Raw genomic sequence first — 21,832 nt, forward strand, 5'->3', positions numbered from 1 at the left:
GAGGTTTTCGGGCTGCGCTCCGAACCCCGCGTCGCTGCCATACGCAGGCCCTCCCCAAAAAACGGCACCTGAAGTACGTATTATCGGCCTACAGCTAGCGTTCTATCGGCCAAATATTAGCGTTGATACGGCCTAGATTCAAGCTGGGGTGAGGTAGGGAAAACACCCAGGCGATCGGGCGCAAAGGATGTGCATGTCGTCTAGTCTGTGTGTGGCGGGACACGCGTCAGCGAACGGCGCCGCCTTGCCGCAGAATGCAAGCCGCCCGTAACGAGCGGCATGGCTGTAGGAGGTCGATCAGTGAACGTGGCCACGAGCTAGGTGATGGGCGCCCCGTAGTGGCGGCAGCGATCCGCAGACTCAACCGTAGCGTGTTGCTGCACTGAGTAACGTCCACCGTTGAGAGTCCAGGCGCGCTCGTCTCTCGCTATATCTCGGTGGACACGCAAAGCAACGCGCAAGCGCCGCTGCGGCCTGACTTGACCGACCTGGATTTCGCCTCGACCCGGTCTGCGCAGCGCACGTTGTGGCACCCGTGGATGGAACTGGCGGTCAGCTTGACGCAGGACCTTCAGGAACTGCATGAGTTGCTGCCGGTGTCACCGCGCACCATCGTGGCCTACGTTGACAGCCACATGGAGGCCATGGCTGAACTCCTGCGGATCGAGTGCGCCGAAGTAATGATGTGAACAAAACCTCGGTCAATGGATGGTTGTGTGACGCTGTTTGGTCACCGTGCGCCTAGACCTCGTGAAATCAAAAACCGGACGACAGGTACTGTTCGCGCACCGCCAGCCCGGCGTAAGGCAAGTTGCTCGCGGTGACGATCGCCACGTAGTCGGAAAATCGATACTGCAACCGTGCCGTCTGCAGTGGCGATCCGCTCAATACCTCTAGTGATGGATCACCCATTGTCGACGTCGGCATACCGAGCGCATTGCGCAGCGCATATCTCGCGCCATCCCAGGCGGCCGTTGTGTCGCCGGTGCTCCGCCCAGAACTGATCCACGTCACCATGACCGACTTTGCTTTTTATATCACGTTGCGATATATCTAAAGGATGCATGCATAAGATGATGTCGCGAAGCGGTGCCCTCATGGCCGCTGTCAGAACCACGTGCGTAGCAGTGCCTATGCGCAGCGATGCTGGTGCAGGGAACGACGGGAAAACTCCATGGCCGAGTCCAGAACGTTCGACATCTTCCGCTACGATCCGGACCGTGACACCGCGCCACACATGCAGACGTTCGAGATCGACATCACGTCAACTGACAGGATGCTACTCGACGTCTTGGTGCGGCTGAAGGCGCTCGATGAAACGTTGAGTTACAGGCGCTCTTGCCGGGAAGGCGTATGCGGTTCAGACGCGATGAACATCAACGGCAAGAACGGTCTTGCCTGTACGACGAACCTTCTCGATCTGCCACGCCATACGGTTTTGCGCCCGTTGCCCGGCTTGCCGGTCGTCCGCGACCTGATCGTCGACATGACGGCATTCTTCAAGCAATACCACTCGATCACGCCATACCTGATCAACGATACGCCACCACCTGAACGCGAACGCCTCCAGTCGCCGGACGAACGCGATCAACTTGACGGGCTCTACGAATGCATCCTGTGCGCCTGTTGTTCGAGCGCCTGTCCATCGTTCTGGTGGAACCCCGACAAATATGTTGGCCCGGCGGGGCTTCTGCAGGCATACCGCTTCCTCGTGGACTCACGCGATGAGGGCACGAATGCACGGCTCGACAATCTCGAGGATCCGTATCGACTGTTCCGCTGCCGCTCGATATTGAACTGCACCGACGTTTGCCCGAAAGGACTGAACCCAGCGAAGGCGATCGGCGAGATCAAAACCATGCTAGTACGCCGGATCATTTAAACCGTTTTGGAGAAAGGAGCAAAAACCATTATGGCAACACCACGAGCGGCGCCAGGGGAACTGATCGACGTGCGACCGCTTGGTCCGGGCGTGAAGAGCGCCAAGTCGGTCACTCTCATGCGGTCCGACCATCTCGAGGTCATACGGCTCGTGCTTCCTGCCGGCAAGCGGATTCCCGAACACCGCGCGCCAGGTGAAATTACCGTGCAGTGCCTCGAAGGAAGCTTGACGTTCGGCACGGACGTCGCTGTACGCACGATGCACGCCGGGGACTTGCTCTTCACCTTGCCGGGCCAAGCGCACTGGCTCGAGGCGCTCGACGACGCGTCGGTACTGGTCACGCTCTATTTGCCGCAGGGTCACGACGAAGGGAGATGAGGCAATATCGTCGGCTCATGGGGCGACGGCGTGCGAACGTCTATACAGATCTTGAGCGCACCGAGCTCTTTCAGCTCTTGGCGTCAGCGCCCGGAATACGCCACGTCGAGATCACGAAAAGCATCCGAAGGGGGGCTATCGCACTTGCTTCAATCTGTCGATGGACGTTGTCGACGATTTCGTCGCCTACTTGGAAGATCACGACTGGATGTCTTGTTTTGTCGTGCGCCGTAAAAGCCGTGCACGGTCGCTGTTAGCTTAGCCCCACTTGAATACCTATTAAGGGGCCTAAGTGCTGACGCGGCGTAACGGTCAAAGTTATTCCTCGGACACAACGCTCGCTCAGGCCGCTACAGTCCCAACGGCGATTTGCCTCGGCCTATAGAGCCGCGTATGCAACACGTCCAGGTGTGCCAGCCCTTGCGCGATGCTGGACATCGGCAGATAGCTGAAGCACAGCCGGACGTGGTTGAGGCTGGCCGGGCCGTAGTGCTGGCCGTGCACCAAACGCACATCGTGCTCGCGGCGCGCTGCGTCGATGAAGGCCTGCGCATCGGTGCCAGCCACCAGCCGAACCCAAAACGAGAACCCGCCGCGTGGCATGGTGTAGTCGGGCTCGCAGAAGCGGCTGCCTTGAAGCAGCTTGTGCAGAGCATCGCGCTTTGCGCGGTAATGCGGGCGTAGCCGCGCGATGTGCGTATCGAGCACGTCCGACTGCATCAGTCCCAGCACCACGTTGCTCACGACCGGGCTCACGCCGCCGTCGCACTTGAGCCGCGCGAGTTGGCTGATGATGTCGGGCTCCGCCAGCACCCAGCCTACGCGCAGGCCCGGTCCCGCCACCTTCGAGATGGAATGCACATTGATCACGTTGCCACCGGACGAAAGCCACTCGGTGGGGCCATCGTAGGGCAGTTCGGCGTAGACCAGATCCTGGACCAGCGGCACCCCGTGCTGCGCCAGCAGCGCCGCCACGCGGGCCATGTGCGCACGTGGCATATGGCAGCCGGTCGGATTGTGGAAGGCAGGAGTGGTGTAGTACAGCCTCACGCGGTGCGTGTGACGCAGAGCGGCTTCCAGCGCATCCAGGTCGACGCCGTCTGCTCCCATGCCGAGCTGCACTATGGTCGCCCCTGCCACCGAGAACGTGCGTAGCGCGCCCAGGTATGACGGGTCTTCGGTCAGCACTACGTCGCCTGGATCGAGGTACAGGTCAGCCAGCAGTTGCACCGCTTGCGAGGCTCCGTTGGTCAGGATCACCTGGTCTTGCCGCACGCCGTGGCGCAGCGCGATCTGCGTGCGCAGCTCCGGCAGGCCCAGCGCATCGGTGTACTGCGGCAGGTCGGCCGCCGATACGCCGGTGGCAGTGTCGAAGGCATCCGGCCAGGCAAGCTCTGTGAACAGAGCTGGGTCCGGCAGGCCGTAGGCGAAGTTGACGGCGTGCTTGCCGCCCGAGTAGTCGAACGCGGCAAAGTCTTGCGACAGGCGGCTGCGGTGCGAGGGGATCAGGTTCATGGGTCAGGCAGGCATGGTCGTGGCGGCGTGGTCAGGGCGAAAGCGCTCGTAGTAGGCTGCGATAAAGCTGGCGGGCACCGGTGCACTGAAGTAAGGAAAGTCGGCCGTGGCCTTTGGCAGAGCAGGCTGCACAGCGGACTCCTTGAGCGAGGGCTGCCAAGCCGCGCCAAAGAACTGCTGACCGTAGCGGATCGCTAGCGCCGGCACCACCGGATACAGCAGGCTCAGGAACACCGACACGCGCTCCGCCTTCCATGCGCCTGTGCTCTCATGTGCCAAGCCCGACTCTTCGAAATACGCGTCGATGGCGTCGAGCGCGTCCCAGAAGCGCACGTCTTCGATGGCGCGAGCGTAACGCTGGGTGATGCCGCGCAGGACGGGCGAAAGGCCACTGGCATCCACCGTGAGGGCTCCCTCGGCGTTACGACGCAGCGCGTCTTCCCAGGCGCGCAGATGCGTGGTAGCGGCAATCAGGCCGTCGATCTGGAAATCATTGTCATTACCGCCAAACGGTTTGGCCACGCGCGCCAGCGCGTAGCGCAGGACGCTGGGTTCCAGCTCGCGGGCCACCTCGTCGGCCCACAGCGCGTGGTTGCGGCTGGTGGAGAACTTCTCGCCTTCGAGCTTGTAGAAATCCTGGATCGAATGGTTATCGGGGATGGGGTAGCCGCGCGCGAGCAGGGCTCCGCTCACGCCCACCGTGTAGTAGAAGCGGTTGTCCTGGCCCATGAAGAACAGCAGGTGCGTGTCGGGGTCGTGCAGCACCGCTTCGGCGTCCAGACCGTCGCGGGCGCATTGCTCACGGATACCCGTGTCGTAACACCACAGGCCCTCGAACCAGGTGAGCAGCGTCTGACCAGCCACGGCTTCGGGCTGGTCGAGCACTACGCCGCGGCTGAAGTGGCGCGACATCGGCAGTGCATGGGCATCGCGAGCCAGCCAGCTGCGCTCTTTTTCGCGGATCACCTCGGGCCACGCGCTCCGCGAGATGGCCTTGTCAAGCGCCTGCGCCAGCAGCGGCACGTTGAGCACCGCTTGTCGAATCGGCCGCAACGTGAGCGCGTTGCCGCACGTGGCGTGCCGCGCATTGCGCAAGGTAGCGTGTTGCACGGCCAAGCCGCAGTTTTCGCATAGGTTGCTGTCTGTGGGTGCGCCACAAGCCGGGCAGTTGCCTGCGGCCAGCGAGTCAGCGACGAACTCGTCGCAGTGTGCGCAGTAGAGTTGCACTCCGTCGCGCACATCTACATAGCCTGCGTCCTGCAACTGGCGGAAGACCGCCAGGGCGTTGTTCTTGTGCGCGGCATTGGAAGTCCGCACGAACACGTCGGGTGTTATCTGCAGCGCGCGCAGGCACTGCAGAATTTCATCGATGTGCATCTGTGCAACCTCGTCGACCGGGCGGCCGAGCTTGCGGGCCTTCACGAGGGTGTAGGTGCCGTGCTCATCGGCGCCAGTGACGTGGTACGCCCGGTGGCCAGCCATGCGCTGGAAACGCACGAAGACGTCAGTGAGCAGGTAGACGCCGCCGATATGGCCGAGGTGCAGCTTGCCATTGGGGCAGGGTGGTGCGGGGCAAACGAAGTAGGTGCGCATATCGGTCAGGTCAGTCCCACCAGATGGAGAGGAATTTGAGGCTGGCATTCGGGTCGGTATTGCGGATGGCGTGTTTCTGGTGCGGCGGCATGTAGAACAACGTTGATTCGCCCACCAGGCGGATCTGGCCGTCGGCCTCGAACTCGCCGCGCCCCGAGATGAGCACCCACAGCTCGTGCTCGTGGTGCGCGTGCAGATCGACCGCGCCGCCCGGCACCACTTCCACCACCGACGTGCCGAACTGCGTCTGCAGGCCCTGCGGCAGGTGCTCCAGCAGGCGGCAGACCAGCACGCCGTACTCGGGCCGCATCATCGTGCGGTCGATCTGCTTCGCGTACACGTGTGCATTCCCCCGGGGTTGTCCGCTCAGTCGCGGTAGAAGATGCCGTTGGACACCTTCAGGTTATCCATGTCTGCCACCTTGCCCTCGGGCGGGTTGTAGGCGCGCTTCATGCGGTTGTATTCGGCACGTGTCGGCCCGCCGGTGGAGGCGCGCTGAAACACCAGATACAGCGTGCGGCGCGAGCGGTCGCTCTTGTTGGGCTCCGAATAATGCGGCGCGTAGTCGTCGAAGATGAAGATGTCGCCGGCCTTCCAGGGCGTTGGTTCCCACATGAAGGTGTCCGCCACCTCGGTGTCGATCACGCCGCCCTTGTTCATCGGAAACACGCCTTCCTTGTGGCGGCCGGGCGTGAAGAACAGGCCGCCGTTGTTGGGGTCGGAATCGTCGATGCCGATGGCGACGACTGCGTGCACCATGCGGTCCGGAATCTTGTGCGGGATGTGATAGATGTCCTGGTGCGGACGGTAGCCACCGCTGTCGGGGTACTTGAAGATCAGCAGCTCCTTGAGCATGCGCGTGTCTTCGTCAAGCAGCGTCTCGACGGCGCTGCGGATGCGGCCATCGGCCAACAGGGCTTCGCGCAGGGCATCGTTGTAGTCGAGAAAGTTCTCCACCTTGGAGATGATCTTGCGGTCTTCTTTGGTCTTCTCGAACCACATCATCCACTTGTCGTCGCTCACGTTCCAGCGGCCGACCTCGTCGACCAGGTTGGAGATGCGCTCGCGCGCGGTCGCGTCGAAGAAGCCTTCCAGCCTGAGATACCCGTCCTGGTGCCACTTTTCCTGTTGCGCTTCGGTCAGCATACGAAATACCCTCCTTGAGAAGAAAGACGAAGGCCGCGCTTCAGCGCACGGCCGGTGCGGCCGCCCGCACGCGCAGCGTGGCCAGCAGCACGACATTGATGGCCACCGCCCCCAGTAGCGCGAGCAGCATGGCGTTGGGGCCCGAGCGGCGGATCAGATGCCCTCCGATGAACGGAAACCCGAACAGCCCGATGAAGTACGCCAGCGTGAAGATCTGCGAGGTGACGGGCATCGACACGCCCTGTTCGCCAGCCATGTTGACCGCCATGCCGTTGAGCGTGGAATAGCTCAGCCCGTAGCCCGTGGCGAAGACCACCGTGGCCGCCACGTACAGCAGCGTGCTGCCTGTGTTGGTGATGAACAGCGTCAGCGATGCGGCCGTCGCCACGAACAGCACCAGTGCCAGCCGCTGCACCGGCATGCGCCCCATCACGCGTGCCAGCGAGAAACGCAGCGCCACGCTGGTTGCCGTGAAGGCCAGGAAGAACAGATCGGGCCGCAGGTGGCGTGATTCGGCATACACGCTCTGGTAGGTCGACAGCCCCGCAAACACGCACGCGGCAAACCCGATCATGGCGATGGGCGCGGCGGTGCGCTCGCTCAGTAGCGCCAGCGTTTCACGCGCGGTGATAGCCACACGCGTCATCGGCAGGCCGGGCGCATGGGCCATGGCACGCCGGGCGGCTTCCACGCACATCGCCGCCGCAACGCAGGCCGCCGCAAACATCACGTAGACGACCGCCACCGAGCCGGTGTACTGCGCCAGCAGGCGGCTGAGCGGCGTGGCTAGCCCGAGGCCCGCCATCTGCGCGCCCGACACGATGGTCAGATACTGGATGCGCGCGGCTGGCCGCAAGTGGTGGATGATCTGCAGTGGCGCCAGGATGAAGAACACCGACCAGCCCACGCCCAACAGCATGCCGCCCACGTATGCCGCACGCGCATCGACTGCCACACCGGCAAAGCCCAGCATGGCGAGCGCCATGGCCAGCGATGCAACAGCGATGGTCGGCATCACGCCGATGCGCTGGGCCACCCATCCCGCCAGGCAGCAGCACACGATGGTGGCAACCATGCCGCTGGAGATGATGGCACCCGCTGCGGCGCTGTTCATGCCGTGCGCCTTTAGGTAGTCCGGTAACAGGAAGCTGGTGCCATAGGCGGCCGCAATCACGATCGATGCGATCAGGAACGGCACGAAGGCGCGCAGCTCCAGCGTGTCGGGCAGCAGGTCAGCATGTGGAGGCACTGTGATGCCAGGCCGGTTGTGGACAGCAGAGAGCGAAGCAGCGGTCATGCGATGGCGGCGTGGCGGCGCGGGTGGGGGATGGCGTCAAAGCTGAGGCTAAGGTCAACCTCAGCGGCGTCCTCGGCGTGGTCAAGGACGCCGAGCATTTGCTGGTCCGGTACGTCTGGATAGAACGCATGCCCGAGCAGGCTGTTGATGATGCGGCTGTTGCGATACGCCACCAGTGATAGGTTGACGCTTTGCAGCCCGTGCTGCACGCGGCCCTGGTTTTGCAGATAGACCGGGCCGGGCATGCCCTGCTCGAAGCGCACGGCGTAGTCGTCGCCGAGGTCGGGCAGGTCGTCCTCCAAGCAGGCACCGGCCAGCAAAGTTTGCAGGAAGGGCGGCGTGCGCGGCTGGAAGCCGGTTGCCAGCACGATGCGGTCGGCCTGGATGCGGCAGCGGTGTGGCGTGGTGAGCGCGGTCAGCCCCACCTGCCAGCGTTCGTCGCGGCGGGTGATGTCTTCCATCACCACGCCTGGCAGCAGGCGGAAGCTGCCGGCTAGCGTGCCGGCCACGCTGCGTTCGTACAGTACGTCGTACAGACGGTTGCACAGCTCGGCCGAGATGCCGTCGCTGGTGAGTTTCTCCGCCTCGACAATGGCGCGGCGCTGGCGGATCGGCAGGGCGTGGAAGCGCCGGTTGTAGCCCGGCATGTAGGCTTCGTTGACGAAGGCGTTGTCGTCCATGGCAAACAGGTTGGCCCGCGAGGTGACCCACGTGATGCGCGCCGTCGGCGCCTGCTCGAGCATATGTTCGACCACCTCGGCGCCGCTTTGGCCGCCGCCTACCACCAGCACCTCCTCGCCCCCGCGTAGCGGTGGGCAATCGAGGTAGTTGGCCACGTGATAGACCGTGTCGCCCAGCCATGCGCGGGCGCTGGCCGGGATCTTCGGCTCCACGCCCACGCCCATCACGATGGCTCGCCCATGGAAGGTGCCGGCGTGCGTGCTGACGCGATAGCCGCCAGCCACGGGCGCTATGTCGATCACCTCCTCACCAAAGCGCAGCGTACCGAGCTGTTGCGCAACCCACTGGTAGTAGTCGGTGAACTCTCGCCGCGAGGTGGAGGCGCTGCGCTTGTTGACGAAGCTGTAGAGCCGCCGGTGCACCGCCAGGTAGTTGAGGAACGAGTAGGGGCTGGTCGGGTCGACCAGCGTGACGCAGTCCTTGAGCGGCGAGACCTGTAGCCGACCGTTAGGCAGCATCAGCCCTGGGTGCCAGCAGAAAGCGTTGCGCTTTTCCAGGAACAGTGCCCGCAGCGGTGTGGGCGCAATCAGTGCTGCTAGGCTGAGGTTGAACGGGCCGATCCCGATACCAATTACGTCCAGCATGTCCATGTGGGGCTTCCTGCGGGTCTGGGGATGAGCGACGCCATCGTTGCGCCGCTGCGAGGCGCAGCGGCGCAACGACGGCGGGCGAAAGACGAGATGCGCGGTGCGGTGACGGTGTGTCGAGCGTTCAGGCCGGAGCACATCGGCCGCCGTGCGGCGGCAGGTTGGTCATGACGGCCGCTGAATCAAGCCGCGCTGGATGCGAGGCGCCGCCGGAGGGGTTTAAGGACTTCATGGGGATACTCACCTGTCGGGTGCGCTGCTTGAGGGACAACCGCCTCTGTTCGTGCGCGCAGTTCTTGCGCATCGCTTTTTTTTGAACTGCCGCAAAAGTAGAAAACGCGTAAGCCGTCCGCAAGGCGCCGGCACTATGAAGTTTTTTTTCGGCAGAAAAAAATGACGCGCAGCTCCATTGTTCGGTCTACACAGGACGGACAGTGTGTGCATGTGAGGTGACACCGCACCAAGAGACAGTACCGCTGGGACGTGGAGAATTCGGCATGATTCTCACGATTTGGGTTGGAAGACATGCTATGAAGACGAGCAAGTTCACTGAGGCGCAGATAGCGTTCGCGCTCAAGCACGGGGGCGTCGGTACTTCGGAGCTGCGCCGGATGCGTCAGCTCGAGGGGGGAACGCCAAGCTCAGGTGGCTGGTGGCGGACCTAAGCCTGGACTAGGCGATGCTGCAGGACGTGCTGTCAAAAAAGCTCTAAAGCCTTCCCGCAAACGCACGCTGGCTGACGAGTTGCGCGACCGTTATCGCGTGAGCCTGACCAAGGCTTGCGCGCTGTTTCACATGTTGCGCCCGTTATATGGGTATCGCTCGGTTGCCCGCGAAGCGTCCGCACTGCTTGCGCGCATCTGACACGGTTGATCTGCCGCAAATACGGTATGGCCGGCGCCCGCTCGTCGAGCACGACGCCGCCGCTGTCGCGTGCCATTACGGCGTTTGCATGAAGTTCCGCACAGGTCTCTTTACGTGGGATTCGGTTGGCGTTGCATCGAGACAGAAACGCCTTCCTCACGTGGGAAGGTTAAGGATTCTTGGGGCTCTCCTGCTGTTTGAGCATTTGCTCCATCATCATCTGCATCATGTCCATGCGGTTTTCCATCATGTTCATGCGCTGATCCGGAGTCATGCCCGGTCCACCCATTCCGGGGGCTCCGGCACCCCCCATCATCCCTTGGCCCCCCATCATCTCCATCATCATCGGGCCGCCCATGCCGTGCATGGATTGCATCGTCTCGCGCATGGTCTGCATGTGCTCGCCCATCAGACGTTGCCGTTCCTTGGGGTCCTTGGTTTGATGGATCTTGTCCATTTGGGCCAGCATCTTCTTCATCTGTTGGCGCGCCTGCTCGAAACGCTTCTCGGTGTCGGCGGGTTTTGCCGTTGTGGCCGGCGGATTCTTTGTTGTTGGCGCGGCAGCAACATCACTGGCTGTTTCAGGGTGATGTGCATCCACCGCCAGTGCCGGCATGCTGCCAATCACGAGAGCGCTTGCGACGAGAGTACCGATACGTTTGACCATGATGATGACTCCTCGAATTGGGAATTTCATTGTGGGATGCATGCGGCACTGCTCGATTGACTTGGCGCAATGAGTCGCATTCGCTTGACCGGTATCAACCTCTGCATTTTGGCAAGGCACACACTGAAATTGTCTACGCCGCCAATGTAGACGCAAGCGTACAAAGCGCAGAAAGAAGAGGCCGGCATGCCAAGCGAATCCATCGAACACCAGCACGGCGCACATGCTAGTGACGGAGCGCACGAACGCGGTTCACTGGCTGCCACCGAGTTGGCGTCGCTCTCGGGGGATTTCGTGCGTGACCCCGTGTGCGGCATGGACATTTCCCCTGCTCAGGCAGCCGGCAGCGAGGAATTCGGCAATAGGCGCTATTGGTTCTGCTCGTCGCACTGTCAAGCGTCGTTTCACGCCGACCCCCAACGCTACAGCACTGCTGCGGATTCACGCGCAGGGCCGCTGAAGGGGGCGGCTTCAAGTACTGCCGGCACCAAGCAACTTGCCAAGGACCCGATCTGCGGAATGATGGTGGACAAGGCCACAGCCCTGTCCACCGAGCGGGGTGGCCGCAAGTATTACTTTTGCAGCGAGAGCTGTCTGCGCACGTTTGAATCGCCGGAAACGGAATTGAAGGCGATGAAGACCCGCGTGACCATTGCCTTGACGGGCGTGCTCGCGCTGGCGGTGCTCCGTGCGGGCGCCTTCCTCGCGCTGGCGGCAGGCGCGACCCTGCTGACATGGGCCCCGATTCCCGCGCTGCCCTGGTTCACCTGGGGCGTGTGGCTCTTTCTGCTGGTGACCCCGGTGCAGTTCATCGGCGGCTGGAGCTTCTACAAAGGCGCGTGGAACGCGATCCGCACGCGCAACATCAACATGGATTTCCTGATCGCGCTCGGCACGTCAGTCGCTTATTTCTATAGCGTGGCGGTGCTGTTCTTCCCGTCGTGGCTGCCGGTAAAGGTGGCCGAGCGGGATGTGTACTTCGAGGTCTCCGCGGTCATCATCGCCTTCGTGCTGCTGGGCAAGTACATGGAGGAGATCATCAAGAAGAAGTCCTCCGCAGCCGTGCGTCGCCTGCTTGACCTCAAGCCTGCCGTGGCCCACGTGATCCGCGACGGCAAGGAGGTCGAGATCCCGGCTGAGAGCATCATGGTGTCGGAGCTGGTGGTGGTCCGGCCTGGCGAGAAGATTCCAACGGATGGCAAGGTGACCGAAGGGCAGTCGAGCGTCGATGAGTCGATGTTGACCGGAGAGTCGATGCCGGTCGAAAAGGCCCCCGGCGCGCAGGTGATCGGCGGCACGCTCAACCGTTCCGGGGCCTTCACATTTCAAGCGACCCGAATCGGTGCCGACACCGCGCTTGCGCAGATCATCAAGATGGTGGAAGAGGCCCAGGCCAGTTCCGCGCAAATCCAGCGGCTGGCCGATCAGGTCACCGGCTATTTCGTGCCTGCGGTGGTTGCAGTGGCGCTGCTGGCTGTGGTCGGTTGGACGCTGGCGGGGCATTTCCCACAGGGCTTGCTGGCCTTTATCGCGGTGCTGATCATTTCATGCCCGTGCGCACTCGGCGTTGCGACACCCGCAGCGTTGATGGTCGGCGTGGGTAAGGGTGCGGATTCCGGCATCCTGATTCGCGGCGGCGAAGTCCTCGAGCGCGCCGAGAAGCTCACCACCGTTGTCTTCGACAAGACCGGCACCATCACGCGCGGCGAGCCGACCGTGACGGACATCCTTCCATTCGGGTCGCATCAGGAGGTGGAGCTGCTGACCATTGCGGCGGCGGTGGAGTCAGGCTCGGAGCATCCGCTTGGTGAGGCGATCGTCCGGGCCGCGCAGCATCGCACGCTCGCCATACCGAAGGCCGGCGCAATCGAGGCGTTGTCCGGGATGGGCATCCGGGGCGAGGTGGACGGCCGCAGGGTCTGGCTCGGCAACCGGCGTTTATTCGCCCAGCAAGCCATCGCTACCGATGCGGTTGAGCCTGCGCTGACCAGCCTGGAAGCGGATGGCAAGACCGCCATGCTGGTTGGGGTAGAGGGCGAGTTGATTGGCATCGTTGCGGTTGCCGACACCGTGAAGCCCGAAGCGACCGAGGCGGTCACCACGCTCAAGGCAAGGCGAATCAAGGTCGTGCTGCTCAGCGGCGACAATCGCCGTACGGCGCAAGCCATTGGGCGACAGGTTGGCATCGACCGCGTGATCGCTGAAGTGCTGCCCGACGACAAAGTTCAGCATATCCGCGCCCTCCAGCAAGAGGGCGAAGTCGTCGCCATGGTGGGTGACGGTGTCAACGATGCGCCGGCATTGGCCGCGGCAGATATTGGTATCGCCATCGGTTCGGGCTCGGATGTGGCCAAGGAGACCGGCAGCATCATTCTGATCCGCAATGACGTGCGGGATGTCGCGGCTTCCATCGAACTGTCGCGCGCCACGATGCGCAAGATCAAGCAGAACCTGTTCTGGGCATTCATCTACAACACCATCGGTATCCCGATCGCAGCGTTCGGGCTGCTCAACCCCATTCTTGCGGCAGCCGCGATGTCGCTGTCGTCGCTGAGCGTGGTGGCCAATTCAGCGCTGCTCAAGCGTGTACGTCTTGGAACAACCGAACGCGAGGTGGCGACATGAAGCGCGCAGCCGCCGGGTTCTGCGCCGCGATCGCGACGCTACTGGCTGGGGGCATTCTCTACTGGTACGGGATTTCACCACTCTCGGTCTTGGTCGCCGCCATTCTCCTCGCCTGTCCGGTCTGGGTGATCTGGATGAGTTTGCGCTTGTCACGGCACACCCAGCGCGAAGTGCAGGCAATGGTTAAGCGGGAACTGGACGCCCGCAGAAAGTCGTCAACGTGGAGGCAGAAATGAATTGGCTCTCGCAAAACCTGATTTGGATTGTTCTTGGGGTAGTCGTGGTGGCAATGCTGTTCCGCAGCCGCGCTGGGCAGCGGCATCACCATGGCGACTTTGCCGGCGCAACGCAAGGCGAGTCGGGGGGTACCAGCGACCCCGTGACCGGTAACAAGGTCGATCCCGCGCATGCCATCACGGCCAACTACGAGGGGAAGACCTTCTATTTCGAATCTGAGAATTCTCGCGCTGTCTTTCAGCAGAACCCGTCCCGCTTCGTGCAGGAGCATCATCGCCACCATGGTGGCTGCTGTTAGCTTGCCCCCGTTCCTGTCCCTTCTTTTGTTTGCCTTGTGCCCGCTGTGGCATCTGGTCATGCACCAGGGGCATGAACATCAGCATGAAGAGGTCGAGGCGCAGAAGGGTGCCCGCCCCCAAGGAGCTTGACGATGCAGCACGAGACACAACCCGGCTATGGACTGTGGACGCTGGTCATCATCAACTCAGCGATCTTCATCATCTTCGCCTTCAGCTTCACCAAGCCCCAGACATCACGCGACTGGCGCTCATTCGGCGCCTTCTCAGCCTTCCTGGTGGCGCTGTTCACCGAGATGTATGGGTTCCCGCTGACGATCTACCTGCTGTTGCCCTGGTTGACGAAGCACTTCCCAGGCGTCGACTTCCTCTCGCACGATGCGGGCCACCTGCTGGAGATGATGTTCGGCTGGCGGACCAATCCGCACTTCGGACCGTTCCACATCCTGAGCAACGTGCTGATCTTCGGCGGCTTCGTCATGCTGGCCTCCGCTTGGCGCGTGCTGTACCTGGCGCAACAGCAGCACCAGCTTGCGACTGGCGGACTCTATGCACGCATGCGCCACCCGCAATATGTGGCGTTTGCCCTGATCATGCTGGGTTTTCTGGTGCAGTGGCCAACGCTGCTGACCCTGGTCATGTTCCCCGTGCTTGTCTGGATGTATGTACGCCTTGCGCTGACTGAGGAGCGGGAGGCATTGACCGAATTCGGGCAGGAATATGAAGCCTACTGCAGCCGGACACCGCGGTTTATTCCGCGTTGGGGAGGCGGCACCTTCAAGGCGCCGATCCATTGAGGAAACATCAAGTCGGATGCAACCAGGAAGCCCTCAGTAGTTGCCTAAGCGCCAAGCTGCCAAGAAGTCGCTGAAACCTTATTCCGCGCCGGTGGCACAGGCTTCACACGCCTGGCAAGCCGGTGTTTGCTCAAGGTCGCAGTTGGAACGCTCTGTAGCGGGGCATACGACTGAGCCCACGCGTATGGCCAAGTCCATAAAGCTATTGGAAAGACAGCCCAGCAGCCTGAGTTGGAATCGCCCAGGTTACGCATACCGCGTCCAGCGCATCGGATGACTCCATTTCAGCCACCCGGCACCCAACGGCGTCGCCAGTGCGCGCACGAATGGGCTCCCGGACTTGTCGAACAGTCTTACGTTGAATTGCGAAACCAAGCTTACGCGCTCGACTATGCGGTCGTCTTTCGATCCTGTGCGCAGCCTTACTTGGTATCGGGATGGAAATGCCGGGATTTGTCTTTGCGCACGCTACCTTTGGCCGGTGTAACTGCCGGCGTGCTTGAGGCGGCAACACCGGTTCGTTCAGCTGTATGGGAGTGCGGTATGACCTTGCTCGCGGCAGGCGCTTCGGGGGCTACGGGCTTGTCGGCGTCGGCGGCATACACACTCGCCGACAAGGAAGATGCAGCGAAAATCAATGCAGAAATGATGACTCGGGGTTCCATTTGTTTCTCCTCGCAGGTGATGAACACTATGCTCAGTCTGTGCCGGTAAAGCCTTCGCAAACATGACCCGGAAATGACATTTCAGTCAGGATCATCGAAGCCGACGCGCAGTCTGATTTTGGAACCAGCGCCGGTGAAGCTCGCTTGCACAGTGCGACACATTAGCGGCGCTCACCCTGCAGCGGCGTAGAGCTTTCGGAGTCTTCCTTGCTGTTGCCGAGCACCGCGCGCAACACATCGACATGGCGCTGGCCGTGCCGCATCAGACGCTCCGGAAATCGCGAGGCGAGCCAAGCGTAGACGTGATACTTGGCCAACTTGCCAAGCCACAGCGCAGCAATGACCTCCACGACCGGCAGACGAGAGATCGCTGCAAACATGAGTGCGGGGGTCAGGGGCGCCGGCAGCGCTGCAATGACCAACAGCGAGACGACGCCGTAGTGTTTCAGCCAATGCGTCGCGTCACGCCACGCGGCTGAACGCACAACGTCCGGATAGGCTGCGAACAACCGGCTCCATCCTAGGTGATGAAACACAAGGTACAGCGCGAGCGCACCGGTGGCCGCTCCCAGGCTTGCCCAAATCGCAATGGACACCCAGCGGCGCGGCGCCAGCAGCACCGCTGCCATGAGCAAGCTTGCGAACGGAACCGACATCGACAGTTCCGCAGCCAGTGCTGCCCCGGCAACCACCAGCGGATACGCGCGTGAGTCGGAACACCGCGTCAGGGCACGAAGCAGGCCAGATTGCAGGCTGATGCGAAGCATCGGCTGATTCTCCTCATTGCCAGACGACTAGCACGCCGGCGGAGATCGCGATGGCCTGGACGGCTCGGGGCCAAAGGTCGAATGGACAAGCGTGGTTCATGCGGAAACCCCTTCCATCAAGTTTTGCAGAACACTGGACGGCGTTGCAGCAACGCCGATGCAGTAAATACAGTGTTGCACGTGCCAATGCCTCTGGGTTGATCGAAAGCAGCTCCTGATAGGTTTCAGAGGGTAACCAGCGCTGCGTGGGAATGCATAACGGTGTCAGCGCCATGACGCGTGCACACTTGAAATGACGTCGTCACGCCTAGCCTTGATCTAGATAAAGCGACCGTGCGTAGAAAGGTATAGGGTGATTTATGTGGCACGCGGTGCTCGACCAAGGAGGTGGCTCGTGATGGTTCACTGGTTCGACATGGCCGGATACGGTCTGGCCCATTGGATCACCTTTGCCGTCATGGCGCTGGTGTTGCTTTACCCCATTGGCCGGATCTTGATGCGCATTGGCTTCTCGCCATTCTGGGCGGCTCTGGTCTTTGTGCCGCTTTTCAACCTCATCGGGCTTTGGCTGTTGGCCTTCGTTGAATGGCCACGCTCCAGAGGGCCGAGGTAGGGGCCGCTCCGGCGCCCAGCTTTGCCATGTTCTGCAACGCGATGCTTCGTGCGTTTTGTCTGGCGCTCGTCGTGGCGTGCATGCCCGCCGCCACGCGCGCCGCTGAGCCGGACGGGCGCACGCTGGTCGAACGCGTCGATACCTTGCTATGGGGCAAGACGCTGCAGGGTGAATTCGAGATGACCATCACCACCCCCCGCTGGCAGCGCACCTTGGACCTGCGCGCGTGGATGGAGCGGCCACGCCGCTCGTTTATCCGCGTTCGCGCGCCCGCCAAGGAAGCGGGAATCGGATCGTTGCGCATTGGCGCCGAGATGTGGAATTACCTGCCCAACATCGAGCGCACGATCAAGATTCCGCCATCGATGATGCTGCAGCCCTGGATGGGTTCCGACTTCACGAACGACGATCTCGTCAAGCAGAGCAGCGTCGTGGATGACTACACGCACCGGGTTCTGCGTACCGAAAATCTCAACGGCGCCGCATCCTACGTCATCGAGTCGATTCCCAAGCCCGATGCGCCTGTCGTCTGGGGCAAGATTCTTTATTGGGTCCGGCAAGCGGATTCGATTCCGCTCAAGCAGGAGTATTACAACGAGCGTAATGAGCTCGTGCGTGTCCTGACCTTCTCCAATGTCGGCCCGATGGGAGGACGCGTTATCCCGACCAAATGGGAGATGCGGCCGGTGAACGAGCCCGGCCATTCCACGACGATTACTGTCAAGTCTGCGCAGTATGACCAGCCGTTCGACGTGGATATCTTTACCCAGCGCAACCTGCAAAAGCCATGAACACCGCTGACGTTGTCGTCAAGCTGGCTGGAGTCTCCCGGCTTTACCGGCAGGGCGGAAATGCCGTGCGTGCACTGCAGCAAATCAACTTGGAGATCCGCAGGGGCGATTTCGCCGTGCTGGTCGGCCCGTCGGGCTCCGGCAAGACGACGCTGCTGAATGTGATCGGCGGTCTCGACTCACCCAGCGAGGGACGCGTATGGGTCGATGGCACGGAAATCGGGCAACTGGGCAAGAGCGCGCTCTCGGAAATCCGGTTACGCAAAATCGGTTTCGTTTTTCAGGAATTCAACCTGATTCCTGTGCTCTCGGCGCTGGAAAACGTGGAGTTCGTGATGCTCCTGCAGGGCGTGCCGCCCGTGCAGCGGCGCACGCGCGCCATTGCGCTGCTCAATGAGCTTGGCCTCGACGGGTTGGAGAACAGGCGGCCGCAGCAGCTCTCCGGCGGCCAGCAGCAGCGCGTCGCCGTGGCGCGCGCCATCGCGGCCGAGCCGATCATCGTGCTGCCCGACGAGCCGACTGCCAATCTGGATTCGAAAGCCGGCGCTGCGCTTATGGACATGATGAAGACCTTGAACGAGCGGCGCGGCGTGACGTTCGTCTTCTCCACCCACGATCCGATGGTGGTCGAGCGTGCGAGGCGTGTCATCCGCCTGCGTGATGGCCGGGTCGAAGCTGACGAGCGGCGGTCGCCATGATGCTGTCGCTCGCCATCCGCAACGTGCTGCGTAACAGAAGGCGTTCTGCGATCACGATTTCGTCGATCGCCATTGGCCTGATCGCGATGATCTTCCTCTGGGGGTTCACCGACGGCATGAACCGCGAGATGGTTGAAAACACCACGCGCTATTTCGCCGGCGATGCGCAAGTGCACCTCAAGGGGTATCACGACGATCCGATCCTGGATCTCGCGATGCCAGATTCGGCGCCCATCCTGCGCACCGTGCGCGATGAGGCGGGCGTTGCTGCAGCCAGTGTCCGGTTGGAAACCAAAGCACTGGTGAGCCGTGGCGACAAATCGCGCGGCGTCATGCTGGTGGGTATTGAGCCGGCAGACGAAGCGCAGGTGACGATCCTCTCCGATGCAATCGTGTCCGGTCGGACTCTGGAAAACGAGACGCCTGGTGTCTTGATTGGGGAGAAGCTCGCCGAGTCCCTCGCGGTGCAACCTGGTCAGGACATCGTGTTCGTGGGACAAGGCTACGACGGCTCGATATCGAGTGGCAAGTACCCCGTGCGCGGTATTTTCCGCAGCAAGATCGACGATCTCGATGGCTACGTCGCCGTGATGCCGTTGCCAACTGTACGTGAGTTTCTCTCCGCACCCGGCGGCGCCACCGCGATTGCGCTGCGGCTACACGATCGAACGGCGCTGGATTCGGTTGGCGTCAATCTTGCGGCCCGTCTGGGCGACCGTTATGAAGTCGTGGGGTGGCCGCGGCTGCTGCCGATGGTAGCGGTCAGCTCTCGCTTTCACGAGGTCACAACCTACGTGGTGCTGCTGGTGTTCTTCGTTGTCGTGGTATTTGCCGTGGCGAACCCGGTGCTCATGTCCGTCATGGAGCGCACGCGCGAGTTCGGCATCATGCTTGCCGTCGGCATGAACCGCGCGCGCGCCCTCCGGCTGGTCCTCTATGAATCGATGCTGCTGGGCCTCGTGGGGCTGGTCGTTGGCAACGCGGTCGGCTGGTCGATCAACGCGTATTTCGCGCGTGCGGGTATTCATCTCCATGCGTTCGAAGCGGGGCTGCGCACGATGCCCGGACTCTCTGATGTCGTTTATCCGGTGGTCAGCGTCGAGCGCGGCATTGTGCTGTCGGTGGCGGTCTTCGTCATTGCCGGGCTCGCAGCGCTTTACCCTGCAGCCAAGGCTGTGCAGCTAAGGCCTATCGAGGCGATTCGTGGGCTCCCGGCTGCCATGCGGGTGTCCTCGCATGACACAGGGGGGCTCGGCTTGCCGGTGTTCGTGCTGCTTGCGCTGCGCAATCTGCTGCGCAATCCACGACGCACCGTTCTCATGGCCGCAGGCGCCGCCTTCGGCATCGTGGGCTTTGTGTTCATTCTGGGGTTCTTCGACGGCTTTTTCGATCAGACCATCGAGAACTCCACGCGCTACCTGACGGGGCACATCCAGATCGAGCGCAAGGGCTTTCGCAAGGACTACGCCCCAGAGCTTGCCATCGACGGTGCCGCCTCGCTGCTGGACGCCGTCCGTGGCACGCCCGGGGTGACTGCCGCCGCGCCGCGCACCCAGACGCAGGCGCTGGCGAGCACCGCCGCGAAATCCGAAGGCATCATGCTGATCGGCATCGATCCGGTGGCGGAAGCCGAGGTCACATTCATCGCCCGCACAGTCGTCCAGGGCCGCGCGCTCGCACCGGGAGCCGATCGCGAGATCATGGTCGGGCGCAAGCTGGCCGACAAGCTTGGTGTTCGACTGGGCGAAAAGATCGTCGTCATGGCCCAGGCCGCCAACGGTGAACTCGGAACGGCAGCGTATCGCGTGGGCGGCATTTTTTCGACGGAGAGTGCCAGTTTCGACGGGGCGTTTGCGTTCGTGACGCTACCAGCCGCGCAGTCGCTGCTGGCGCTCGGTTCGCGCGTCTCCACCATCAATATCCGGCTTGAGGATCGCGCGCGCGTTTCGTCCGCCATCGCCATGCTGCGCGAGCGTATTGGCGCCGCCGACCCGACGGTCGTACCCTGGCAAGAACTCCTGCCGCAGCTCGAAGACATGAGTCGGCTCCTGCGCGTGGTGAGCAATATCATCCTGGCCGTGCTGCTTCTGGTGATTACAAGTGCGGTCATCAACACCGTCTTCATGGCTGTTACCGAGCGCACACGCGAGTTTGGCGTGATGCTGGCGCTTGGCACATCGCCGGCAGCGTTGCGGCGCATGGTCGTGTACGAGACCGTTGCCTTGCTGCTGCTGGCTGCGGCCGTCGGCTATGGTGCTGGTATCGCGCTGGTGCTGTATCTGGGGCATGCCGGCATAGACCTGTCGAGCTTCTTTGCCGGATATTCCGCAATACCTGGGCTGACGGGCATCATCTACCCGCGCGTCGTCAGTGCGACGGTGGTCCCGCCAGGCGTTGCCATGCTGGTCGCAGGCGTGCTGGTATCGCTCTATCCCGCAGCCAAAGCGGCGCGGCTCGATCCTGTGCAGGCGATTCGCCATGTTTAAGCAGACTGTGCTGCTCGGGTTGGCCGCCACGGCAGCGCATTCTGCGATGGCACAGGAAGCCTCGGCTCCCAGCTCTGGGGTGAAGTTCTCCGGCTATTACAAGTCCCTTCTGGAAGGTTCGGAAACAATCCTGCCGGCAGGGCAGCGCTACGTGTTCGACCTCAATCGCCTGCGGCTGGAGGTCAAAGGCAACGTTTCCGACCATGTTGCCGTCGATCTGCAATACGACAATGAAGTGCTGCTCGGCAGCTATTTGCGCACCGCTCAGTTTGGAGCCCAGCAGAGTCTGGCTCCGGACCAATATCTGAATCTCGACGGCACTTACCTCAGGGGCCGCTCGTATGAAGGCAGGCAGCGCCTCTATCGCGGCAATGTCACGCTCTCATCCGGAGACACGGACCTAAGGGTCGGACGGCAGCGTATTGCGTGGGGGACTGGCCGGTTCTGGAGCCCGCTTGATTTGCTCAACCCGCTCAATCCCATCGCCCTTGAACGCGAGGAACGTGTCGGCGTTGATGCAGTTCTTGCTGAGCACAAGCTTGGCCCGCTTTCCCGCGTGAGTGCGGTGTACGCACCGGAGCACGGCGGCGCACGTTCCAGTGCGGCGCTCAACTGGCACTCGAATGCCGCCGGTGTCGACTATTCGCTGGTCGGGGGCCGCTTCGGAAATGAAGAAGTAGCGGGCGTCGATGTGGCAGGCCAGATTGGCGCCGCTGGCGTGCGCGGCGAGTTCACGCTTGTGCATGCAACAAATGGGGCCAGTTATCAGCGCGCGGTGCTTGCGCTCGATTACGCCTTTGCAAATACGTTGACGCTCAGCGGTGAGCTTTACTACAACGGCGCCGGTACGACCAATCCTGCCGCCTACGATTTCGCGTCCCTGTTCGCTGGCAAGGTTCAGAGTGTTGCCAAGCATTATTTGGGCGGCTACGTGAGCTATGAGATCACTCCGCTACTCAAATGCGAGGGCTATGTCGCGCAGAATCTCGACGACAAGAGCCGGTTCCTGTCACCCGTCCTGAGATATTCCGTTAAGACGAACCTGGACTGGTCGATCGGCGCTCAATTCTTCATGGGCGGCGGCGGTAGCGAGTACGGTCATCTTCGCAACATTTACTTTACCCAGATCCAGTGGTTCTTTTAGCCGACAACACTTGCATTTCCTCAGACTGACCGCCGCAAGCCGA

23 protein-coding genes and 1 pseudogene are annotated in these 21,832 nt (G+C 62.1%); 14 read left to right on the forward strand and 10 right to left on the reverse strand.

Annotated elements, in window-relative coordinates; all coding sequences use genetic code 11:
- Window positions 1–437 precede the first annotated feature (437 nt).
- Complete coding sequence (locus tag BG83_RS0122235) at window positions 438–689, forward strand: hypothetical protein (RefSeq protein WP_024978804.1); 252 nt, start codon at window positions 438–440, stop codon at window positions 687–689.
- A 67-nt stretch (window positions 690–756) separates the two neighbouring features.
- On the opposite strand, the gene BG83_RS27995 is transcribed toward BG83_RS0122235, so the two are convergent.
- Window positions 757–1,017, reverse strand: a complete 261-nt coding sequence (locus tag BG83_RS27995; protein ID WP_235193243.1) for a hypothetical protein — start codon at window positions 1,015–1,017, stop codon at window positions 757–759.
- 157 nt (window positions 1,018–1,174) lie between these two features.
- Between BG83_RS27995 and BG83_RS0122245 the strand changes: the two genes are divergently transcribed.
- Both BG83_RS0122245 and BG83_RS0122250 read left to right on the forward strand, forming a co-directional pair.
- Window positions 1,175–1,882 carry a succinate dehydrogenase iron-sulfur subunit gene (locus BG83_RS0122245; protein ID WP_024978805.1) on the forward strand — a complete coding sequence of 236 codons (708 nt, stop codon included), beginning with the start codon at window positions 1,175–1,177 and terminating at the stop codon, window positions 1,880–1,882.
- 30 nt (window positions 1,883–1,912) lie between these two features.
- Complete coding sequence (locus tag BG83_RS0122250) at window positions 1,913–2,260, forward strand: cupin domain-containing protein (protein WP_024978806.1); 348 nt, start codon at window positions 1,913–1,915, stop codon at window positions 2,258–2,260.
- Between the two features lie 342 nt (window positions 2,261–2,602).
- Here BG83_RS0122250 and BG83_RS0122255 read toward each other — a convergent pair whose 3' ends face one another.
- Genes BG83_RS0122255 through BG83_RS0122280 form a run of 6 tightly spaced genes read right to left on the reverse strand, consistent with a single transcriptional unit; the run spans window position 2,603 to window position 9,142 of the window.
- Window positions 2,603–3,775 (reverse strand): PLP-dependent aminotransferase family protein, encoded by a 1,173-nt coding sequence (locus tag BG83_RS0122255; RefSeq protein WP_051541575.1) that lies wholly within the window; start codon window positions 3,773–3,775, stop codon window positions 2,603–2,605.
- 3 nt (window positions 3,776–3,778) lie between these two features.
- Window positions 3,779–5,368 (reverse strand): class I tRNA ligase family protein, encoded by a 1,590-nt coding sequence (locus BG83_RS0122260; protein ID WP_037032336.1) that lies wholly within the window; start codon window positions 5,366–5,368, stop codon window positions 3,779–3,781.
- 10 nt (window positions 5,369–5,378) lie between these two features.
- Complete coding sequence (locus BG83_RS0122265; protein ID WP_024978809.1) at window positions 5,379–5,708, reverse strand: cupin domain-containing protein; 330 nt, start codon at window positions 5,706–5,708, stop codon at window positions 5,379–5,381.
- Between the two features lie 26 nt (window positions 5,709–5,734).
- The gene (locus BG83_RS29570; protein WP_024978810.1) at window positions 5,735–6,514 is read right to left on the reverse strand and encodes a phytanoyl-CoA dioxygenase family protein; all 780 of its coding nucleotides are present in this window, start codon (window positions 6,512–6,514) and stop codon (window positions 5,735–5,737) included.
- A gap of 40 nt (window positions 6,515–6,554) precedes the next feature.
- Window positions 6,555–7,811, reverse strand: a complete 1,257-nt coding sequence (locus BG83_RS0122275; protein WP_024978811.1) for an MFS transporter — start codon at window positions 7,809–7,811, stop codon at window positions 6,555–6,557.
- Complete coding sequence (locus BG83_RS0122280) at window positions 7,808–9,142, reverse strand: lysine N(6)-hydroxylase/L-ornithine N(5)-oxygenase family protein (RefSeq protein WP_024978812.1); 1,335 nt, start codon at window positions 9,140–9,142, stop codon at window positions 7,808–7,810. Before BG83_RS0122280 ends, BG83_RS0122275 begins: the two co-directional genes overlap by 4 nt.
- Window positions 9,143–9,669: 527 nt before the next feature.
- Between BG83_RS0122280 and BG83_RS29915 the strand changes: the two are divergent.
- Window positions 9,670–10,000 (forward strand): annotated as a pseudogene (locus BG83_RS29915) (IS3 family transposase); the annotation flags it as partial.
- A gap of 172 nt (window positions 10,001–10,172) precedes the next feature.
- Here BG83_RS29915 and BG83_RS0122295 read toward each other — a convergent pair.
- Entirely contained in the window at window positions 10,173–10,670 is a 498-nt protein-coding gene (locus BG83_RS0122295; protein WP_024978813.1) for a hypothetical protein, read from the reverse strand.
- A gap of 186 nt (window positions 10,671–10,856) precedes the next feature.
- Here BG83_RS0122295 and BG83_RS0122300 point away from each other — a divergent pair, with 186 nt between their 5' ends.
- From BG83_RS0122300 to BG83_RS0122315, 5 genes are read left to right on the forward strand one after another with little or no spacing between them, the layout of a single operon-like run.
- Window positions 10,857–13,295: a heavy metal translocating P-type ATPase gene (locus BG83_RS0122300; protein WP_024978814.1), complete on the forward strand. Its 2,439-nt coding sequence runs from the start codon at window positions 10,857–10,859 to the stop codon at window positions 13,293–13,295.
- Window positions 13,292–13,531, forward strand: coding sequence for a hypothetical protein (locus tag BG83_RS0122305; protein WP_024978815.1), 240 nt, complete (start codon window positions 13,292–13,294; stop codon window positions 13,529–13,531). Before BG83_RS0122300 ends, BG83_RS0122305 begins: the two co-directional genes overlap by 4 nt.
- Window positions 13,528–13,830, forward strand: coding sequence for a YHS domain-containing protein (locus BG83_RS0122310; protein WP_024978816.1), 303 nt, complete (start codon window positions 13,528–13,530; stop codon window positions 13,828–13,830). The genes BG83_RS0122305 and BG83_RS0122310 overlap by 4 nt, the downstream gene beginning before the upstream one ends.
- Window positions 13,814–13,960 (forward strand): DUF2933 domain-containing protein, encoded by a 147-nt coding sequence (locus BG83_RS30130; RefSeq protein WP_080693719.1) that lies wholly within the window; start codon window positions 13,814–13,816, stop codon window positions 13,958–13,960. The genes BG83_RS0122310 and BG83_RS30130 overlap by 17 nt, the downstream gene beginning before the upstream one ends.
- A gap of 2 nt (window positions 13,961–13,962) precedes the next feature.
- The gene (locus BG83_RS0122315; protein ID WP_024978817.1) at window positions 13,963–14,625 is read left to right on the forward strand and encodes a methyltransferase family protein; all 663 of its coding nucleotides are present in this window, start codon (window positions 13,963–13,965) and stop codon (window positions 14,623–14,625) included.
- A gap of 422 nt (window positions 14,626–15,047) precedes the next feature.
- Here the strand turns inward: BG83_RS0122315 and BG83_RS28960 are convergent, their stop codons facing one another.
- Both BG83_RS28960 and BG83_RS0122325 read right to left on the reverse strand, forming a co-directional pair.
- Window positions 15,048–15,290, reverse strand: coding sequence for a hypothetical protein (locus BG83_RS28960; protein WP_024978818.1), 243 nt, complete (start codon window positions 15,288–15,290; stop codon window positions 15,048–15,050).
- Between the two features lie 161 nt (window positions 15,291–15,451).
- Window positions 15,452–16,057, reverse strand: coding sequence for a YqaA family protein (locus BG83_RS0122325; RefSeq protein ID WP_024978819.1), 606 nt, complete (start codon window positions 16,055–16,057; stop codon window positions 15,452–15,454).
- A gap of 397 nt (window positions 16,058–16,454) precedes the next feature.
- On the opposite strand from BG83_RS0122325, the gene BG83_RS0122330 reads away from it, so the two are divergent.
- The 5 genes from BG83_RS0122330 to BG83_RS0122350 all read left to right on the forward strand — a co-directional run bounded on the left by BG83_RS0122330 (window position 16,455) and on the right by BG83_RS0122350 (window position 21,789).
- Complete coding sequence (locus BG83_RS0122330; RefSeq protein ID WP_037032338.1) at window positions 16,455–16,670, forward strand: hypothetical protein; 216 nt, start codon at window positions 16,455–16,457, stop codon at window positions 16,668–16,670.
- 80 nt (window positions 16,671–16,750) lie between these two features.
- Window positions 16,751–17,461, forward strand: coding sequence for an outer membrane lipoprotein-sorting protein (locus BG83_RS0122335; RefSeq protein ID WP_235193245.1), 711 nt, complete (start codon window positions 16,751–16,753; stop codon window positions 17,459–17,461).
- Window positions 17,458–18,159, forward strand: coding sequence for an ABC transporter ATP-binding protein (locus BG83_RS0122340; protein ID WP_024978822.1), 702 nt, complete (start codon window positions 17,458–17,460; stop codon window positions 18,157–18,159). The genes BG83_RS0122335 and BG83_RS0122340 overlap by 4 nt, the downstream gene beginning before the upstream one ends.
- Window positions 18,156–20,645, forward strand: a complete 2,490-nt coding sequence (locus tag BG83_RS0122345; protein ID WP_024978823.1) for an ABC transporter permease — start codon at window positions 18,156–18,158, stop codon at window positions 20,643–20,645. Before BG83_RS0122340 ends, BG83_RS0122345 begins: the two co-directional genes overlap by 4 nt.
- Window positions 20,638–21,789, forward strand: a complete 1,152-nt coding sequence (locus BG83_RS0122350) for a hypothetical protein (protein WP_024978824.1) — start codon at window positions 20,638–20,640, stop codon at window positions 21,787–21,789. Before BG83_RS0122345 ends, BG83_RS0122350 begins: the two co-directional genes overlap by 8 nt.
- Window positions 21,790–21,832: the final 43 nt, after the last annotated feature.

The organism is Ralstonia pickettii (assembly GCF_000607165.1).
GTDB lineage: Bacteria > Pseudomonadota > Gammaproteobacteria > Burkholderiales > Burkholderiaceae > Ralstonia > Ralstonia holmesii.

Bases quoted from the DNA above. Each gene is read 5' to 3' on its own strand.
- BG83_RS0122310 (WP_024978816.1), top strand. From the start codon at position 13,528: ATGAATTGGCTCTCGCAAAACCTGATTTGGATTGTTCTTGGGGTAGTC.
- BG83_RS0122305 (WP_024978815.1), top strand. From the start codon at position 13,292: ATGAAGCGCGCAGCCGCCGGGTTCTGCGCCGCGATCGCGACGCTACTG.
- BG83_RS0122295 (WP_024978813.1), bottom strand. From the start codon at position 10,670: ATGGTCAAACGTATCGGTACTCTCGTCGCAAGCGCTCTCGTGATTGGC.
- BG83_RS29570 (WP_024978810.1), bottom strand. From the start codon at position 6,514: ATGCTGACCGAAGCGCAACAGGAAAAGTGGCACCAGGACGGGTATCTC.
- BG83_RS0122350 (WP_024978824.1), top strand. From the start codon at position 20,638: ATGTTTAAGCAGACTGTGCTGCTCGGGTTGGCCGCCACGGCAGCGCAT.
- BG83_RS0122250 (WP_024978806.1), top strand. From the start codon at position 1,913: ATGGCAACACCACGAGCGGCGCCAGGGGAACTGATCGACGTGCGACCG.
- BG83_RS0122260 (WP_037032336.1), bottom strand. From the start codon at position 5,368: ATGCGCACCTACTTCGTTTGCCCCGCACCACCCTGCCCCAATGGCAAG.
- BG83_RS0122330 (WP_037032338.1), top strand. From the start codon at position 16,455: ATGGTTCACTGGTTCGACATGGCCGGATACGGTCTGGCCCATTGGATC.
- BG83_RS0122325 (WP_024978819.1), bottom strand. From the start codon at position 16,057: ATGCTTCGCATCAGCCTGCAATCTGGCCTGCTTCGTGCCCTGACGCGG.
- BG83_RS28960 (WP_024978818.1), bottom strand. From the start codon at position 15,290: ATGGAACCCCGAGTCATCATTTCTGCATTGATTTTCGCTGCATCTTCC.
- BG83_RS0122255 (WP_051541575.1), bottom strand. From the start codon at position 3,775: ATGAACCTGATCCCCTCGCACCGCAGCCGCCTGTCGCAAGACTTTGCC.
- BG83_RS0122300 (WP_024978814.1), top strand. From the start codon at position 10,857: ATGCCAAGCGAATCCATCGAACACCAGCACGGCGCACATGCTAGTGAC.
- BG83_RS0122275 (WP_024978811.1), bottom strand. From the start codon at position 7,811: ATGACCGCTGCTTCGCTCTCTGCTGTCCACAACCGGCCTGGCATCACA.
- BG83_RS0122335 (WP_235193245.1), top strand. From the start codon at position 16,751: ATGCCCGCCGCCACGCGCGCCGCTGAGCCGGACGGGCGCACGCTGGTC.
- BG83_RS0122245 (WP_024978805.1), top strand. From the start codon at position 1,175: ATGGCCGAGTCCAGAACGTTCGACATCTTCCGCTACGATCCGGACCGT.
- BG83_RS0122280 (WP_024978812.1), bottom strand. From the start codon at position 9,142: ATGGACATGCTGGACGTAATTGGTATCGGGATCGGCCCGTTCAACCTC.
- BG83_RS0122345 (WP_024978823.1), top strand. From the start codon at position 18,156: ATGATGCTGTCGCTCGCCATCCGCAACGTGCTGCGTAACAGAAGGCGT.
- BG83_RS0122340 (WP_024978822.1), top strand. From the start codon at position 17,458: ATGAACACCGCTGACGTTGTCGTCAAGCTGGCTGGAGTCTCCCGGCTT.
- BG83_RS0122315 (WP_024978817.1), top strand. From the start codon at position 13,963: ATGCAGCACGAGACACAACCCGGCTATGGACTGTGGACGCTGGTCATC.
- BG83_RS30130 (WP_080693719.1), top strand. From the start codon at position 13,814: ATGGTGGCTGCTGTTAGCTTGCCCCCGTTCCTGTCCCTTCTTTTGTTT.
- BG83_RS27995 (WP_235193243.1), bottom strand. From the start codon at position 1,017: ATGGTGACGTGGATCAGTTCTGGGCGGAGCACCGGCGACACAACGGCC.